This window comes from Streptomyces venetus (genome assembly GCF_039540295.1).
Taxonomy (GTDB): domain Bacteria; phylum Actinomycetota; class Actinomycetes; order Streptomycetales; family Streptomycetaceae; genus Streptomyces; species Streptomyces venetus.
Genome location: NZ_BAABET010000005.1, coordinates 188,807 through 203,876, shown reverse-complemented (window position 1 = coordinate 203,876; position 15,070 = coordinate 188,807). Strand labels below are relative to the sequence as shown.

The 15,070-nt window shown below is 71.3% G+C and carries 15 protein-coding genes and 1 tRNA gene; 13 read left to right on the top strand and 3 right to left on the bottom strand.

Translation table 11 applies throughout. The features are described from left to right. Positions 1-107: 107 nt before the first annotated feature. Positions 108-2,915, top strand: a complete 2,808-nt coding sequence (locus ABEA82_RS17985; RefSeq protein ID WP_345662541.1) for a penicillin acylase family protein — start codon at positions 108-110, stop codon at positions 2,913-2,915. A 108-nt stretch (positions 2,916-3,023) separates the two neighbouring features. Here the strand turns inward: ABEA82_RS17985 and ABEA82_RS17980 are convergent, their stop codons facing one another. Then, the gene (locus ABEA82_RS17980) at positions 3,024-3,611 is read right to left on the bottom strand and encodes a 5-formyltetrahydrofolate cyclo-ligase (protein WP_345662540.1); all 588 of its coding nucleotides are present in this window, start codon (positions 3,609-3,611) and stop codon (positions 3,024-3,026) included. Between the two features lie 132 nt (positions 3,612-3,743). On the opposite strand from ABEA82_RS17980, the gene galU reads away from it, so the two are divergent. The 7 genes from galU (at position 3,744) to ABEA82_RS17945 (ending at position 9,242) form a co-directional block, all read left to right on the top strand. Continuing rightward, on the top strand, positions 3,744-4,646 hold the full coding sequence (galU, locus tag ABEA82_RS17975; RefSeq protein WP_345662539.1) for a UTP--glucose-1-phosphate uridylyltransferase GalU: 903 nt from the start codon (positions 3,744-3,746) through the stop codon (positions 4,644-4,646). Positions 4,647-4,650: 4 nt separating this feature from the next. After that, on the top strand, positions 4,651-5,988 hold the full coding sequence (gene glp / locus ABEA82_RS17970) for a molybdotransferase-like divisome protein Glp (RefSeq protein WP_345662538.1): 1,338 nt from the start codon (positions 4,651-4,653) through the stop codon (positions 5,986-5,988). A gap of 62 nt (positions 5,989-6,050) precedes the next feature. Next, positions 6,051-6,560, top strand: a complete 510-nt coding sequence (moaC, locus tag ABEA82_RS17965) for a cyclic pyranopterin monophosphate synthase MoaC (RefSeq protein ID WP_345662537.1) — start codon at positions 6,051-6,053, stop codon at positions 6,558-6,560. After that, complete coding sequence (locus tag ABEA82_RS17960) at positions 6,557-7,093, top strand: MogA/MoaB family molybdenum cofactor biosynthesis protein (protein WP_345662536.1); 537 nt, start codon at positions 6,557-6,559, stop codon at positions 7,091-7,093. Before moaC ends, ABEA82_RS17960 begins: the two co-directional genes overlap by 4 nt. A 23-nt stretch (positions 7,094-7,116) precedes the next feature. Next, positions 7,117-7,737: a GNAT family N-acetyltransferase gene (locus tag ABEA82_RS17955; RefSeq protein WP_039932853.1), complete on the top strand. Its 621-nt coding sequence runs from the start codon at positions 7,117-7,119 to the stop codon at positions 7,735-7,737. A 172-nt stretch (positions 7,738-7,909) separates the two neighbouring features. Beyond that, positions 7,910-9,085, top strand: coding sequence for a divisome protein SepX/GlpR (sepX, locus tag ABEA82_RS17950; protein WP_345662535.1), 1,176 nt, complete (start codon positions 7,910-7,912; stop codon positions 9,083-9,085). An 83-nt stretch (positions 9,086-9,168) separates the two neighbouring features. Continuing rightward, positions 9,169-9,242 (top strand) — tRNA-Ala (locus ABEA82_RS17945). Between the two features lie 65 nt (positions 9,243-9,307). Here ABEA82_RS17945 and ABEA82_RS17940 read toward each other — a convergent pair. After that, on the bottom strand, positions 9,308-9,784 hold the full coding sequence (locus tag ABEA82_RS17940; RefSeq protein WP_345662534.1) for a GNAT family N-acetyltransferase: 477 nt from the start codon (positions 9,782-9,784) through the stop codon (positions 9,308-9,310). A gap of 60 nt (positions 9,785-9,844) precedes the next feature. Here ABEA82_RS17940 and ABEA82_RS17935 point away from each other — a divergent pair, with 60 nt between their 5' ends. Continuing rightward, positions 9,845-10,648, top strand: coding sequence for an exodeoxyribonuclease III (locus tag ABEA82_RS17935; protein WP_345662533.1), 804 nt, complete (start codon positions 9,845-9,847; stop codon positions 10,646-10,648). Between the two features lie 4 nt (positions 10,649-10,652). On the opposite strand, the gene ABEA82_RS17930 is transcribed toward ABEA82_RS17935, so the two are convergent. Then, positions 10,653-11,294: a MerR family transcriptional regulator gene (locus ABEA82_RS17930; protein WP_345662532.1), complete on the bottom strand. Its 642-nt coding sequence runs from the start codon at positions 11,292-11,294 to the stop codon at positions 10,653-10,655. A gap of 130 nt (positions 11,295-11,424) precedes the next feature. Here ABEA82_RS17930 and ABEA82_RS17925 point away from each other — a divergent pair, with 130 nt between their 5' ends. From ABEA82_RS17925 to ABEA82_RS17910, 4 genes are all read left to right on the top strand, one after another. Then, positions 11,425-12,981 carry a flavin-containing monooxygenase gene (locus tag ABEA82_RS17925; protein WP_345662531.1) on the top strand — a complete coding sequence of 519 codons (1,557 nt, stop codon included), beginning with the start codon at positions 11,425-11,427 and terminating at the stop codon, positions 12,979-12,981. Beyond that, complete coding sequence (locus ABEA82_RS17920; protein ID WP_345662530.1) at positions 12,978-13,901, top strand: alpha/beta fold hydrolase; 924 nt, start codon at positions 12,978-12,980, stop codon at positions 13,899-13,901. The genes ABEA82_RS17925 and ABEA82_RS17920 overlap by 4 nt, the downstream gene beginning before the upstream one ends. Then, positions 13,898-14,782, top strand: coding sequence for an SDR family oxidoreductase (locus ABEA82_RS17915; RefSeq protein ID WP_345662529.1), 885 nt, complete (start codon positions 13,898-13,900; stop codon positions 14,780-14,782). Before ABEA82_RS17920 ends, ABEA82_RS17915 begins: the two co-directional genes overlap by 4 nt. A gap of 76 nt (positions 14,783-14,858) precedes the next feature. After that, positions 14,859-15,065 (top strand): hypothetical protein, encoded by a 207-nt coding sequence (locus tag ABEA82_RS17910; RefSeq protein ID WP_345662528.1) that lies wholly within the window; start codon positions 14,859-14,861, stop codon positions 15,063-15,065. Positions 15,066-15,070 lie beyond the last annotated feature (5 nt).

The following is a 15,070-nucleotide window of genomic DNA, read 5'->3' as shown; positions in this document are numbered from 1 at the left end:
CCCGACTCCGCGTCAAGGGGCGCAAGGCCCTGCGCCTATCGTTGCTCCAGCGCTCAGTTAAAAGCACAGCCGAACCTGCCGCTCGCGTTAGGACAGCAAGGACAGCGATGCCCCCCAACACCACCGCCTCCACGGGTCAGCAGCCCGGCAAGTCCGGCAGGAGAAAGGGGCGCAAAGCCCGTCTCGTCGTGCTCCTCCTGGCGCTGGCCCTCATCGGGGGCGTCGCCTTCGGGGGGTACTGGTCCGTCAGCACCGTCCGGGCCTCCTTCCCGCAGACCAAGGGCACCCTCCAGCTCAAGGGCCTCTCGGGACCCGTCGAGGTCAAACGCGACAACTACGGCATCCCGCAGATCTACGCCTCCTCCGACGCGGACCTGTTCATGGCGCAGGGCTACGTCCAGGCGCAGGACCGGTTCTACGAGATGGACGTGCGCCGCCACATGGCGGCCGGGCGGCTGTCGGAGATGTTCGGCGAGAGCCAGGTCGACAACGACGAGTTCCTGCGCACCCTCGGCTGGGACCGGGTCGCCAAGCAGGAGTACGACACCAAGCTGTCGGCCGCCACGAAGAAGTACCTCCAGGCCTACGCCCAGGGGGTCAACTCCTACCTCCAGGGCAAGGACGGCAAGGACATCTCCCTGGAGTACGCGGCGCTCGGGTTCACCAACGACTACAAGCCGCAGAAGTGGTCCCCGGTCGACTCGATCTCCTGGCTGAAGGCGATGGCCTGGGACCTGCGCGGCAACATGCAGGACGAGGTCGACCGCGCCCTGCTGACCAGCCGCCTCGGCCCGAAGCAGATCGCCGACCTGTACCCGGAGTACCCGTACGGCCGGAACAAGGCGATCGTCCAGGAGGGCCAGTACAACGAGCTGACCGGGACGTACGAGCAGGGCGGCACCACCGGCGGAGCGAGCGGTACGAACGGCGCGAACGGTACCGCCGGCGCCTCCTCCGGCAGCTCCGGCAGCTCCGGCACCTCGGGCGCCTCAGGCTCCTCGGGCTCCGGCACCGCCGGTCTCCAGGGTCAGCTCGGCGGCCTCACCAAGGTCCTGGACGACCTCCCGCCGGCCGTCGGCGTCAACGGCGACGGCATCGGCTCCAACTCCTGGGTGGTCCGCGGGAAGTACACCATCACCGGCAAGCCCCTGCTGGCCAACGACCCGCACCTGTCGCCCTCGCTGCCGTCCGTCTGGTACCAGATGGGCCTGCACTGCCGCAGCGTCTCCAGCGCGTGCCAGTACGACGTCAGCGGCTACACCTTCGCCGGTATGCCGGGCGTGATAATCGGTCACAACCAGGACATCGCCTGGGGCATGACCAACTCCGGGGTCGACGTCACGGACCTCTACCTGGAGAAGATCACCGGCAACGGCTACCTGTACGACGGCAAGGTCAAGCCCTTCGAGACGCGCGAGGAGACCATCAAGGTCGCCGGCGGCCCGCCGAAGAAGATCGTCGTCCGCGAGACCAACAACGGGCCGCTGCTCTCCGACCGTGCCGAGGAGCTCGTGAAGGTCGGCAAGAAGGCCTCCGTCGACACCGCCGCACCCGACCGGGGCGACGGCTACGGTGTCGCGCTGCGCTGGACCGCCCTGCAGCCCGGCACCACCATGGACGCCGTCTTCGCCATGGACAAGGCGAAGAACTGGACCGACTTCCGCAAGGCCGCCGCGCAGTTCGAGGTCCCCTCGCAGAACCTGATCTACGCGGACACCGAGGACAACATCGGCTACACCCTGCCGGGGAGGATCCCCGAGCGCTCCAAGGACGACGACGGCTCCGTCCCGGCGCCCGGCTGGGACCCGAAGTACCGCTGGACCGGCTACATCGACCAGGACGCGCTGCCCTACGAGTACAACCCGGAGCGCGGCTACATCGTCACCGCCAACCAGGCCGTGGTCGACTCGGACAAGTACCCGTACACGCTCACCGCGGACTGGGGCTACGGCACGCGCAGCCAGCGGATCACCGACCTGATCCAGTCGAAGATCAAGGACGGCGGCAAGATCTCGACGGACGACATGCGCCAGATGCAACTGGACAGCAGCAGTGAGATCGCCCGGCTGCTGGTGCCCACGCTGCTGAAGATCGACCCCAAGAGCAAGGACGTCCGCGAGGCGCAGAAGCTCCTCGAGGGCTGGGACTACACCCAGGACGCCGACTCGGCCGCGGCCGCCTACTTCAATGCGGTGTGGCGCAACATCCTCAAGCTCGCCTTCGGCAACAAGCTGCCCAAGGAGCTGCGTCCCAAGGGCCAGTGCCTGTGGGTCAAGCCGGTCAACACCACCGGCCCCGCCGACGAGGCCCAGGAGATGCGCGAGTGCGGCCAGCGCGACCCCGACCAGGCGCAGCCAGACGGCGGCGACCGCTGGTTCGAGGTGGTCCGCAGGCTGATGCAGCAGCCGGACAGCGACTGGTGGAAGACGCCCGAGGTGGGCACCCGCGACGGTGCCGTCAACCGCGACCAGCTGTTCAAGCGGGCCATGGTGGACGCCCGCTGGGAGCTGACCGCCAAGCTCGGCAAGGACATCGACACCTGGAGCTGGGGCCGGCTGCACCGCCTGTTCCTGAAGAACCAGACCCTCGGCACCGAGGGTCCCGGTTTCCTCCAGTACACCCTCAACCGCGGCCCGTGGGAGCTGAGCGGCGGCGAGGCGACGGTCAACGCGACCGGCTGGAACGCCGCCGGCGGCTACGGGGTCGTATGGGTGCCGTCCATGCGGATGGTCGTGAATCTCGGCGACCTCGACAAGTCGCGCTGGATAAACCTCTCCGGCGCCTCCGGGCACGCCTACAGCGCCCACTACGTCGACCAGACCGACAAGTGGTCCGACGGCGAGCTGCTGCCGTGGTCCTACTCGGACAAGGCGGTCGAGACCGGCACGACCGACAAGCTGGTGCTCAAACCGTGAGCCACCGACCGTGAGTCACTGAGAACACCAGAACGGCCCTCCACGCGCGCGTGGAGGGCCGTTCTTCGCGTCAGCCGGCCTGGGGCGCGTCAGTCGGCCTGGGGCGCGTCAGTCGGCCCGGGGCCGGAACCGGCGTACTCCCGAGGGCGTCACCACCGCGTGCACCGGCCGGTCGTGCGGCTCCGCCGGGACGCGCTCGACGACCTCCGTGTCGTACAGCAGCACCACCAGCGCGGGATGCGCCCCGGCCCGCTCCAGCCGGGCCAGGACCCGGTCGTAACTGCCTCCGCCGCGCCCGAGGCGCATGCCGCGCGCGTCGACGGCCAGACCCGGCAGCAGCACGGCGTCGGCGGTGGTCACGGCGTCCGGGCCGAGGCGCTCGCCCGCGGGCTCGAAGAGGGCCATCCTGCCGCCGTGTTGGACACGCGCGAGCGAACCCTCGCCCGTGTAGACGCCCCAGTCCAGGTCGTTGTCGGGCAGCAGGGCCGGAAGCAGGACGCGCACGCCCCGGGCGCACAGCGTGTCGAGGAGCGCGAGTGTCCCCGGTTCACTCCCCACGGAGACGTACGCCGCCACCGTGCGGGCCTCGGCCAACTCGGGCAGTTCCAGTGCCCGCCCGGCCAGCGCGGCCGAGGTTTCCCGCAGGTCATCCGCCGTCAACCTGTTCCTCACCGCGAGGAACTCTCGTCGCAACATCCGCTTGTCAGGCTCCCCCGGACGTTCGATGTGACACAAAGGTTGCTCCCGTACCGTGTTAATACGCTCATATGAGCGTCTATGAACCGGAGCCGCAGATTCCGTCCAAAGGCACCGGATAGGGTGGCGGGCATGACTCAGTCGCACCCTCGGATCAGCAAGGCTGTCATTCCCGCAGCAGGCCTCGGCACCCGGTTCCTGCCGGCCACCAAAGCCACTCCCAAGGAGATGCTGCCGGTCGTGGACAAGCCCGCGATCCAGTACGTGGTCGAGGAGGCCGTCGCCGCGGGTCTCGACGACGTCCTCATGGTGACGGGCCGCAACAAGCGCCCCCTCGAGGACCACTTCGACCGCAACTACGAGCTGGAGTCGGCTCTCCAGAAGAAGGGCGACGCCAGCCGCCTCGCCAAGGTGCAGGAGTCCAGCGACCTCGCGACCATGCACTACGTCCGCCAGGGCGACCCCAAGGGCCTCGGTCACGCCGTCCTGTGCGCCGCCCCGCACGTGGGCGAGGAGCCCTTCGCCGTCCTCCTCGGCGACGACCTGATCGACCCCCGCGACCCCCTGCTGCAGCGCATGGTCGAGGTCCAGGAGCAGCGCGGCGGCAGCGTCGTCGCACTCATGGAGGTCGCGCCCGAGCAGATCCACCTCTACGGCTGCGCGGCCGTCGAGACCACCGAGGACAGCGACGTGGTCAAGGTCAGCGGCCTGGTCGAGAAGCCCGAACCGGCCGACGCCCCCTCCAACTACGCGATCATCGGGCGCTACGTCCTCGACCCCCACATCTTCGACATACTGCGCCGGACCGAGCCCGGCCGCGGCGGTGAGATCCAGCTCACGGACGCGCTCCAGCAACTCGCCGCCGACGAGAAGATCGGCGGCCCGGTGCACGGCGTCGTCTTCAAGGGCCGCCGCTATGACACCGGCGACCGCGGCGACTACCTGCGTGCCATCGTCCGCCTCGCGTGCGAACGTGAAGACCTGGGCCCGGACTTCCGGACCTGGCTTCGCAGTTACGTAGCCGAGGAGATGTAACCCGTTGAGCAGCGCCGCGCCCCACGTCACCGGCCAGGACCACTCGGGCCCCGACCACCTCTGGTCGGTGGACGAGCACCTGGAGGACATCCTCGCCACCGTCCGCCCCCTGGAACCCATCGAGCTGCACCTGCTCGACGCCCAGGGCTGCGTCCTGGTCGACGACATCACGGTGCCGGTGTCCCTGCCGCCGTTCGACAACAGCAGCATGGACGGGTACGCGGTGCGGGTCGCCGACGTGGCGGGCGCGAGCGAGCGGTTCCCTGCGGCCCTGGAAGTCGTCGGGGACGTCGCCGCGGGCCAGGCCGAGCCGCTCCAGGTGGGCCCGGGCCAGGCCGCCCGCATCATGACCGGCGCCCCGCTGCCGCCCGGCGCCGAGACGGTCGTGCCCGTCGAGTGGACGGACGGCGGGCTCGGCGAGGGCCCGGTCCGCGGGATGCGCGCCCGCGCCCTCGCCCCCGAGGGCGCCACCGGGCAGGTGCGGGTGTACCGCCCGGCCGAGCCCCGGGCGCACGTGCGGGCCAAGGGCAGCGACGTGAAGGCCGGCGACCGCGCCCTGGAGGCCGGCACCGTCCTCGGCCCGCCGCAGATCTCCCTGCTCGCCGCGATCGGCCGTGGCACCGTCCGGGTGCGCCCGCGCCCGCGCGTGGTGGTGCTCTCCACCGGCAGCGAACTCGTCCAGCCCGACGAGGAGCTGCGCACCGGTCAGATCTACGACTCCAACAGCTTCGCCCTCACCGCGGCCGCCCGCGACGCCGGCGCCATCGCCTACCGGGTGGGCGCCGTCGCCGACGACGCCGAGACCCTGCGCTCCACCATCGAGGACCAGCTGGTCCGCGCCGACCTGGTGGTCACCACGGGCGGCGTGAGCGTCGGCGCGTACGACGTCGTCAAGGAGGCGCTGTCGCACGTCGGCGACGAGGACGAGGCGGGCAGCGGCATCGACTTCCGCAAGCTCGCCATGCAGCCCGGCAAGCCCCAGGGCTTCGGCTCCATCGGCCCCGACCACACCCCGCTGCTGGCCCTGCCCGGCAACCCCGTGTCGTCGTACGTCTCCTTCGAGCTGTTCGTCCGCCCCGCGATCCGCGCCCTCATGGGCCTGGAGGACCTCCACCGGCCGACGACCCGGGCGACCCTGACCGCCGACAAGGCGCTGACCTCCCCGAAGGGCCGCCGCCAGTTCCTGCGTGCCACCTGCTCGGGCGGACGCGTGAGCCCGGTCGGCGGCGCCGGATCGCACCTGGTCGCGGCCCTCGCCCACGCGGACGCGCTGATCGTCGTCCCCGAGGACACCGAGTCCGTCGAGCCGGGCACCGAGGTCGAGGTGGTCCTGCTCGGCTGAGCCCGGCTGGTTGGGGGTACCGTGTCGCGCACAGCAGGCCCGGACCGGGAGCGCCACACAGCATGAGCACGCAGGACCCCCCTCCGCACGACACCCCCACGCAGGACCGACTGACGCACATCGACGAGGCGGGCGCCGCCCGCATGGTCGACGTCTCGGAGAAGGACGTCACCGCGCGCACCGCCCGCGCCAGCGGACGCGTCCTCGTCTCGCCCCGGGTGATCGAGCTGCTGCGCGGGGAGGGCGTCCCCAAGGGCGACGCCCTCGCGACCGCGCGGATCGCCGGGATCATGGGCGCGAAGCGCACCCCGGACCTGATCCCGCTCTGCCACCCGTTGTCGGTGTCCGGTGTGAAACTGGACCTGTCGGTCGCGGACGACGCCGTGGAGATCCTCGCCACCGTGAAGACGACGGACCGCACGGGCGTCGAGATGGAGGCCCTCACCGCGGTCTCCGTCGCCGCGCTCACCGTGATCGACATGGTCAAGGCGGTCGACAAGGGAGCGGTCATCACGGACGTACGGGTGGAGGAGAAGACGGGCGGCAAGTCGGGCGACTGGAGCCGAGCATGACACCGGACGCACCGATCGGCGGTGCGCTGTCCGCGGCGTACCGCGCTCTCGTCGTCACCGCCTCGAACCGGGCCGCCGCCGGGATCTACGAGGACAAGGGCGGCCCGCTGATCGCCGACGGCCTGAAGCGCTTCGGCTTCGAGGTGGAGGGCCCGCAGGTCGTCCCCGACGGCGACCCTGTGGAGGCGGCGCTGCGCGCCGGTGTCGAGGCCGGCTACGACGTGATCGTCACCACCGGCGGCACGGGCATCTCGCCGACCGACCGCACCCCCGAGGCGACTCGCCTGGTGATCGACCACGAGGTGCCGGGCATCGCCGAGGCCATCCGGGCGTTCGGCCGGGAGAAGGTGCCGACCGCGGCGCTCTCCCGGGGCCTGGCCGGAGTGGCCGCCGGGACGCTGATCGTCAACCTGCCCGGCTCCAGCGGCGGTGTGAAGGACGGACTGGCGGTCCTGGAGCCGCTGCTGGTCCATGCCGTCGAGCAGCTCCGCGGCGGCGACCACCCCAGACCCAGCAGCGGGGGTGCGAGCTGAACAGCCCATCCTGGCCCGTCGAGCTGGTGGACGGCGACATCGTCCTCAGGCCGATAAAGCTGCGCGACCAGCGGGCGTGGCGCGAGGTCAACCGGCGCAACCGCGACTGGCTGCGCCCCTGGGAGGCGACCATTCCGCCGCCCACGCCCGGCGGGCCGATCGCGCACCGCCCGACCTTCCGCCAGATGGTCCGCCATCTCAGGTCGGAGGCGAACGCGGGCCGGATGCTCCCGTTCGTCATCGAGTACCAGGGGCGGCTGGTGGGGCAGTTGACGGTCGCCGGGATCACCTGGGGCTCGATGTGCTCGGGGCACGTCGGGTACTGGGTGGACGAGTCGGTGGCCGGCCGCGGGGTGATGCCGACGGCGGTGGCGCTCGTGGTGGACCACTGTTTCCGCACCGTCGGACTGCACCGCATCGAGGTCTGCATTCGCCCCGAGAACGCGCCGAGCCGCCGGGTGGTGGAGAAACTCGGATTCCGGGAGGAGGGGCTCAGGCCGCGTTATCTCCACATCGACGGCGCCTGGCGCGACCACCTCGTCTTCGCGCTCACGGCGGAAGAGGTGCCGGACGGGTTGCTCAGACGCTGGCACCGGGCACGATCGCAGAGTAATCCGGGAATCCGGCACCGCCCCGGTAATTGAATAAGTGTTCGAAATTGATCGGCCGATGACCGTCTCAGGGCATTGAATTCCCGACCTCGGCGGTCTGCTGATCGCATCGGTCACAAAAAAAGTTCGAAATATCAGCCAGATCGTGCGACACACCGGCGCAATTGGCGGATGGCCTCACGCAAACCCCTCTACGGTGTGAGACGTGAGCAGCAGCGGCCTCATCTACGCAGTCATTGTCGGGGCCTGGGCCGCCTACTTGGTGCCGATGTGGCTCCGTAGGCAGGACGAGCTGAACGAGGCCCGTCCGACGGAACGCTTCAGCACCGCCATCCGGCTGCTGTCCGGACGGGCGGGGATGGAGCGCCGGTACGCCAAGGACCTGCGGGCGCGCTCCACCGACGAGGGGGAGCAGGACGCCGACGACCTGGACGCCGTCACCGACTCGGTGGACGTCCGGGCCTTCGCCGTGTCCAAGACCCGTCCCCAGACCCAGGCACCCGTACCGTCGCCCGCCCCCGAGCAGGCCCACCCGGCAGCCGGGCCGAACGCGGCGCATACCGACCGCCGGCACGACCGGGTGCCCGCCGCGCGGCGCGGCCCGTCACCCCAGGCCCAGGCGGCCGCAGCACGAGCCCGGCGCTCGAAGGTGCTCGCGCGCCGCCGGCGCACCACCATCATGCTGTTCCTCGCCTTCACCCTGGGCGCGATCGTGGCCGCGGTCGGAGGCCTCGCGTTCCTGTGGGCCCCGGGCGTGCCCGCCGTGATGCTCAGCGTCTACATCGCGTACCTGCGCGCCCAGGAGCGCCGCCGTTTCGCCTACCAGATGGACCGCCGCCGGGCCGAGGCCGCCGCCCAGCGGCTGCGGGAGCGGCAGCGCCAGCCCCGTCGGCGTGCCTCCGCCGACGAGGAGACCGACGAACCGGAGGGCGGCCCCGAGCCGATGGCCGACCCCGGCCTGTCGGCCCTCGCGGCGGACCGGCGCGCCCTCGTCGAGCAGACCGACCACGCCGAGTGGGTCGACCAGCAGCGCGAGCGCCAGCGGCGGCCGGGACAGGGCGACAGCTGGGAGCCCGTGCCGGTACCCCTGCCGACCTATGTGACCGCACCCGTCGCGCCCCGGGCCACCAGCGACGTGGACCTCGGCGCCCCCGACACCTGGAGCTCGGCGCGGTCGAGCGCGGTCACCCCGGAGCTGGAGGACGAAACCCACCCCGCCGACCCCGGTGAGGCGGAACACCGCTCGCAGGAGAGAGGTGACGACGACGGGCGCAGTGACGCCCGCCGCGCGGCCTCCGCACGGCGGGCACGAGAGCGCGGCCGCACGCCCCTGTTCGACCAGTACGAGGACGGGGACCGGCCCCGGGCCGCCAACGAATAGGACCGCGAAGCCGCAGGTGGCCGCCCCGCGGGAACGGATTTCCAAGCAGGCCGATCGGGGTGCTAAAGTTTCACTCGTTGCAAGGGCCTGTGGCGCAGTCCGGTAGCGCACCTCGTTCGCATCGAGGGGGCCAGGGGTTCAAATCCCCTCAGGTCCACGCAGCTCAGAGCCCCGGTCGGGATCCCCGACCGGGGCTCTGACATGTGTTCAGCACCACACGCGTCAGAGGCCCTTCGCGAAACAGCGGCTGTCGTCGTAGTGGCGGTAGTAGCCGAACTTCGCGCACGGCTCGTAGCCGCTGGACGTGTACAGGGCTATGGCCTCCGGCTGCTTCAGGCCCGTCTCCAGGACCATGCGGACCCGGCCGGCCGTACGGGCGTCCTCCTCCAGGGCGGCCAGGATCCGGCGGGCCAGACCCCGGCCGCGCACCTGCTCGACGACGAACATGCGCTTGAGCTCGGCGTCGCCGTCCAGGTTGCCCTCGTCGTTCGCGTCCTGGCTGCGCCAGCCGCCCGAGGCGACGGGGCTGCCGAGCTCGTCGTACGCGATCAGGTAGATGCCGTGCGGCGGCTGGAAGTCGGACGCGGCCAGGACGGTGGCGTCGCCGTCGTCGCCGTAGCGGACGGCGTACTCGGCCTGGACCAGGTCGTTCAGCTTCACGGCGTCGGGGTGGTCGAAGGAGACCCGGCGTATGCGCATGCGAGCTACCGTATTCGATCCGGATCTGGACCTGGTCCAGTGTGCCGGTATCGTGCCGGGGTGCTCACTGTGACCTCTGTGAATGTGAACGGGCTGCGTGCCGCCGCGAAGAAGGGCTTCGTGGAGTGGCTCGGGCAGACGGAAGCCGATGTGCTGTGCCTCCAGGAGGTGCGCGCCGAGCCGGGGCAGCTGCCCGAGCACGTCCGGGAGCCCGAGGGCTGGCACGTGACGCATGCGCCCGCCGCCGCCAAGGGCCGGGCCGGCGTCTCCCTCTACACCCGCCGCGAGCCCGACCGGGTCCAGGTCGGGTTCGGGTCGGAGGAGTTCGACGGCAGCGGGCGGTACGTCGAGGCGGACCTGCCGGGCGTCACGGTCGCCTCCCTCTACCTGCCCTCGGGCGAGGTCGGCACCGAGCGGCAGGACGAGAAGGAGCGCTTCATGGGTGAGTTCCTCGCCTACCTCAAGGGGCTCCGGGAGCGGGCCGCCGCCGAGGGGCGCGAGGTGCTGGTCTGCGGCGACTGGAACATCGCCCACCAGCAGGCCGACCTGAAGAACTGGCGCGGCAACCAGAAGAACTCCGGGTTCCTGCCCGAGGAGCGTGAGTGGCTCGGCCGCGTACTCGACCCGGCCGACGGCGGTTACGTCGACGTCGTACGCGCCCTGCACCCGGACACCGAGGGGCCGTACTCGTGGTGGTCGTACCGGGGGCGGGCCTTCGACAACGATTCAGGATGGCGGATCGACTACCACCTGGCCACCGCGGGGCTGGCCGAGCGGGCGGTCAAGGGGTTGGTGGAGCGGGCCGCGACGCATGCCGAGCGCTGGTCCGACCACGCGCCGGTGACAGTGGTCTACGACCGCTAGCGGCTCAAGGCCTGCGCATCCGTCGGTCCAGCGCCAGCGACAGCTCCGCCTCCACCACGCTTCGGGCCAGCGGGCGCAGGCGGGGGAGGTCGGTCTCGGTGGCGTGGTGGAGGACCAGGTCGGTGAAGAGTTCGGCCAGGGCGTCGGCGTGGGTGCGGACCTGCTTGGCGGCGCGGAGGACCTCCGCGAGGGGGATGCCCTCGTGGACCAGGGCCGAGGAGACGTCCAGGAGGCGGCGGCTGATGTGGACGATCTCGCCGCCGTCGGTGCCGAGGTAGCCCAGTTCCATGGCGGCGGCGAGGTTCTCGGGGGTGGCCTCGCCGGCGAAGTGGTCGGCCAGTTCCTCGGGGGTGAGGTGGATCGGCTCCTCCTCGGTCGGGGCGCCGACGCCGAGCAGGTCGCCGACGTCCCGGCCGTGGTCGAAGGCCTCCGCGAGCTCCGCGATGCCGCTGAGGGTGTGGCCGCGTTCCAGCAGGGCCGTGATCGTGCGCAGCCGGGCCAGGTGGTCGTCGTCGTACCAGGCGATACGGCCCTCGCGGCGGGGTGGCGGGATCAGTTTGCGTTCGCGGTAGAAGCGCAGGGTGCGCACCGTGATCCCGGCCAGGCGGGCCAGCTCTTCCATGCGGTATTCACGCTTCTCGGCCACCTGGGCACCTTACGGCGTACCAGGGGTAACTTCCTCGCCCCGCCCCCTACCCATCAGTACGCCGCTGCCCTACGCTCCCATTGCGCCAGTGTTCACTGGCGCGGTTCTCGTGGTGTGTGGAGGTGTCGGCATGGGCGAACGCGAACAGGGACGCGAACACGAACGCGAGCATGTGCGGGTCGCGGTGGTCGGGTCCGGGTTCGGCGGACTGGGGGCCGCCGTACGGCTGCGCCGCGAGGGCGTCACCGACTTCGTCGTCCTGGAGCGGGCGAGCAGCGTCGGCGGCACCTGGCGGGACAACAGCTACCCGGGATGCCGGTGTGACGTGCCGTCGCATCTGTACTCGTTCTCCTTCGCGCCCAACCCCGACTGGCCGCGCACCTTCTCGGGTCAGGAGCACATCCGCGCCTACCTGGAGCACGTGACGGACGTGTTCCGGCTCCGCCCGCACCTCCGCTTCGACTCGGAGGTGAAGCGGATGACGTGGAACGGCGACCGGCTGTGCTGGGACATCGAGACCAGCAGCGGGAGCCTGTCGGCGGACCTCGTCGTGTCGGCCACCGGGCCGCTGTCCGACCCGAAGATCCCGGACATCCCGGGGCTGGACTCCTTCCCCGGCGAGGTCTTCCACTCGGCCCGCTGGGACCACGACAGCGACCTGCGCGGCAAGCGCGTCGCCATGGTGGGGACCGGGGCGTCGGCCGCCCAGATCGTGCCCGCCATCCAGCCCGAGGTGGGGCGGCTGACCCTGTTCCAGCGGACCCCTCCCTGGGTCATGCCCCGCGTCGACCGGGACATCAGCGGCGCCGAGCGGTGGCTGCACCGGCAGCTGCCCTTCACCGCGCAGCTCAGGCGCGGACTGCTGTGGGGCATCCGGGAGGTGCAGGTCCAGGCGTTCACCAAGCACCCGAAGCAGCTCGGCCTCGTGGAGGACCTGGCCCGGCGCAACATGGCCCGCTCCATCAAGGACCCGGCCCTGCGGGCGAAACTCACCCCCGACTACCGCATCGGCTGCAAGCGGATCCTGCTGTCCAGCGACTACTACCCGGCGCTCGCGCAGCCCAACGTGGACGTGGTCGCGAGCGGGCTCGCCGAGGTCCGCGGATCCACCCTCGTCGCCGCCGACGGCAGCGAGGCCGAGGTGGACGCGATCGTCTTCGGGACCGGCTTCCACGTCACCGACATGCCCATCGCCGAGCGGGTCGTGGGCGCGGACGGGCGGACCCTCGCCGAGAGCTGGAAGGGCGGCATGGAAGCCCTGCGCGGCGCCAGTGCCGCCGGTTTCCCCAACTGGATGACGATCATCGGGCCCAACACCGGCCTCGGGAACTCCTCGATGATCCTCATGATCGAGTCCCAGCTGAACTACCTGGCCGACTACGTCCGCCAACTGAACGTCCTCGGCGGCCGGGTCGCCCTCGACGCCCGCCCGAGCGCCGTGCGGGCCTGGAACCACCGGGTGCAGGAGCGCATGAAGCGCACCGTGTGGAACACCGGTGGCTGCACCAGCTGGTACCTCGACGCGAGCGGCCGCAACACCACCATCTGGCCCGGTACCACCGGAGAGTTCCGGCGGGCGACGCGGCGGGTGGACCTCACCGAGTACGCCGTCCTGCGGGCCCCCGTGACGAAGAAGACCGAGAACAGGGCCTCGCAGGCCCCGAACAAAGCCGGGGTGGACGCGTGAGCCGTCTTCTGCACGTCGACTCCGGCCCCTACGCCCCACCCGCCCCCGCACGGGAACTGACCGCCGTCTCCGCCGACGGCGCCCGTCTCCACGTCGAGATCCACGGGCCCGACAGCGCCCCCGCCGTCGTCCTGGCCCACGGCTGGACCTGCTCCACCGCCTTCTGGGCGGCGCAGATCCGCGAACTGGCCGCCGACCACCGGGTCATCGCCTACGACCAGCGCGGCCACGGACGCAGCCCCGCGAGCCCGGCGTGCAGCACCGACGCGCTCGCCGACGACCTGGAAGCGGTCCTCACCGCCACCCTCACCCCGGGCGAACGGGCCGTCGTCGCCGGGCACTCCATGGGCGGCATGACGGTGATGGCGGCCTCCGGGCGGGCCGCCTTCCGTGCGCACACCGCCGCCGTCCTGCTGTGCAGCACGGGCAGTTCGCAGCTGGTCGCGGCCTCCACCGTCGTCCCCCTGCGGCCCGGGCGGCTGCGCACCTGGCTGACCCGGCGGATCCTCGGCTCCCGCGCCCCGCTCGGCCCGGTCACGCCGCTGGCCCGCCGGATCCTCAAGTACGGGACCATGGGCCCCGGTTCGGCCCCGCACATGGTCGAGGCGTGCGCCCGCATCGTGCACGCCTGCCCCCGCAAGGTCCGCCACACCTGGTCGAACGTGCTGGACCTGCTCGACCTCGACCACGGCGTACGGGAACTGGACGTGCCCACGGCGGTGGTCGTCGGTACGGCGGACCGGCTGACGCCGCCGGTGCAGGCCCGGGCCCTGGCCGCCGCGCTGCCCCACTGCCTCGGGCTCACCGAGCTGCCCGGCATCGGCCACATGACACCGGTCGAGGCACCCGAACTCGTCGGCGCGAAGATCCGGGAACTCGCCGGCGCACACATCCACGTCGTGACCGAGGAGAGCGCATGAGCAGGGTGAACCTCGAAGGGAAGGTCGCCGTGGTGACCGGGGCGGCGCGCGGCGTGGGGGAGTTGCTGGCCCGCAAGCTCTCCGCGCGCGGCGTGAAGGTGGCGCTGGTCGGCCTGGAGCCGGACGCCCTGAAGCAGGTGTCCGGGCGGCTGCACAGCGACAGCGACCACTGGTACGCCGACGTCACCGACCATGAGGCGATGGCCCGGGTCGCGAGTGAGGTCGAGGAGCGCTTCGGCAGGGTCGACATCGTCGTCGCCAACGCCGGTGTCGCCCTGGGCGGGCCGTTCGCCGAGTCCGACCCGGAGTCCTGGCGGCGGGTGATCGAGGTCAATCTGGTCGGATCGGCGGTGACCGCCCGTGCGTTCCTGCCGCTGCTGACGCGGAGCCGGGGCTATCTGCTGCAGATCGCGTCCCTGGCCGCGATCACCCCGGCGCCGATGATGACCGCGTACTGCGCCTCCAAGGCGGGTGTGGAGGCGTACGCGCACAGTCTGCGGGCCGAGGTCGGGCACCTGGGTGTGAAGGTCGGCGTCGGGTATCTGTCGTGGACCGACACCGACATGGTGCGCGGGGCCGACCAGGACGACGTCATGCGGGAGTTGAGGCAGCGGCTGCCCTGGCCGTCCAGCAAGACCTACCCGCTGGGCCCTGCCGTGGACCGGCTCGTGGCCGGGATCGAGCGGAGGTCGAGCCATGTGTACGGGCAGTGGTGGCTGCGCGGCATGCAGGGCGTGCGCGGCTACCTGCCCGGGGTGATCGGCACGGTGGGGCAGCGGGAGATGCGGCGGTTCGCGGACCGGCTGACGGGTCTGCGTACGGGCCTGGTCGGGGCGGGCGGAGCGGCCGACGAGCAGCACAGGACTACGCTCCGTAAGTGATCGACATGCGCAGGGTCACGGCCCGTGTGAATCTGATCGAGCCAGATCCCCTCACCCCCAACGGGAGTGAACCCACATGGGTATGAAGGACCAGTTCCAGGAGAAGTCCGAGCAGTGGCAGAACCAGGCCCGCCAGAAGGCCGACCAGGCCCGCGAGCAGATGCAGGGCCGCGGCCGCCGGCGCGACGAGGACATGGACTCGCCGCAGCACCCGCAGCGTGACCGCGACCGTGAGCGGGAGCGCGAGCAGGAGGACCGCTTCGACCAGGACTACGACGCCTGACGTTG

Bases quoted from the DNA above. Each gene is read 5' to 3' on its own strand.
- ABEA82_RS17985 (WP_345662541.1), top strand. From the start codon at position 108: ATGCCCCCCAACACCACCGCCTCCACGGGTCAGCAGCCCGGCAAGTCC.
- ABEA82_RS17980 (WP_345662540.1), bottom strand. From the start codon at position 3,611: ATGTTGCGACGAGAGTTCCTCGCGGTGAGGAACAGGTTGACGGCGGAT.
- galU (WP_345662539.1), top strand. From the start codon at position 3,744: ATGACTCAGTCGCACCCTCGGATCAGCAAGGCTGTCATTCCCGCAGCA.
- moaC (WP_345662537.1), top strand. From the start codon at position 6,051: ATGAGCACGCAGGACCCCCCTCCGCACGACACCCCCACGCAGGACCGA.
- ABEA82_RS17960 (WP_345662536.1), top strand. From the start codon at position 6,557: ATGACACCGGACGCACCGATCGGCGGTGCGCTGTCCGCGGCGTACCGC.
- ABEA82_RS17940 (WP_345662534.1), bottom strand. From the start codon at position 9,784: ATGCGCATACGCCGGGTCTCCTTCGACCACCCCGACGCCGTGAAGCTG.
- ABEA82_RS17925 (WP_345662531.1), top strand. From the start codon at position 11,425: ATGGGCGAACGCGAACAGGGACGCGAACACGAACGCGAGCATGTGCGG.
- ABEA82_RS17915 (WP_345662529.1), top strand. From the start codon at position 13,898: ATGAGCAGGGTGAACCTCGAAGGGAAGGTCGCCGTGGTGACCGGGGCG.
- ABEA82_RS17910 (WP_345662528.1), top strand. From the start codon at position 14,859: ATGGGTATGAAGGACCAGTTCCAGGAGAAGTCCGAGCAGTGGCAGAAC.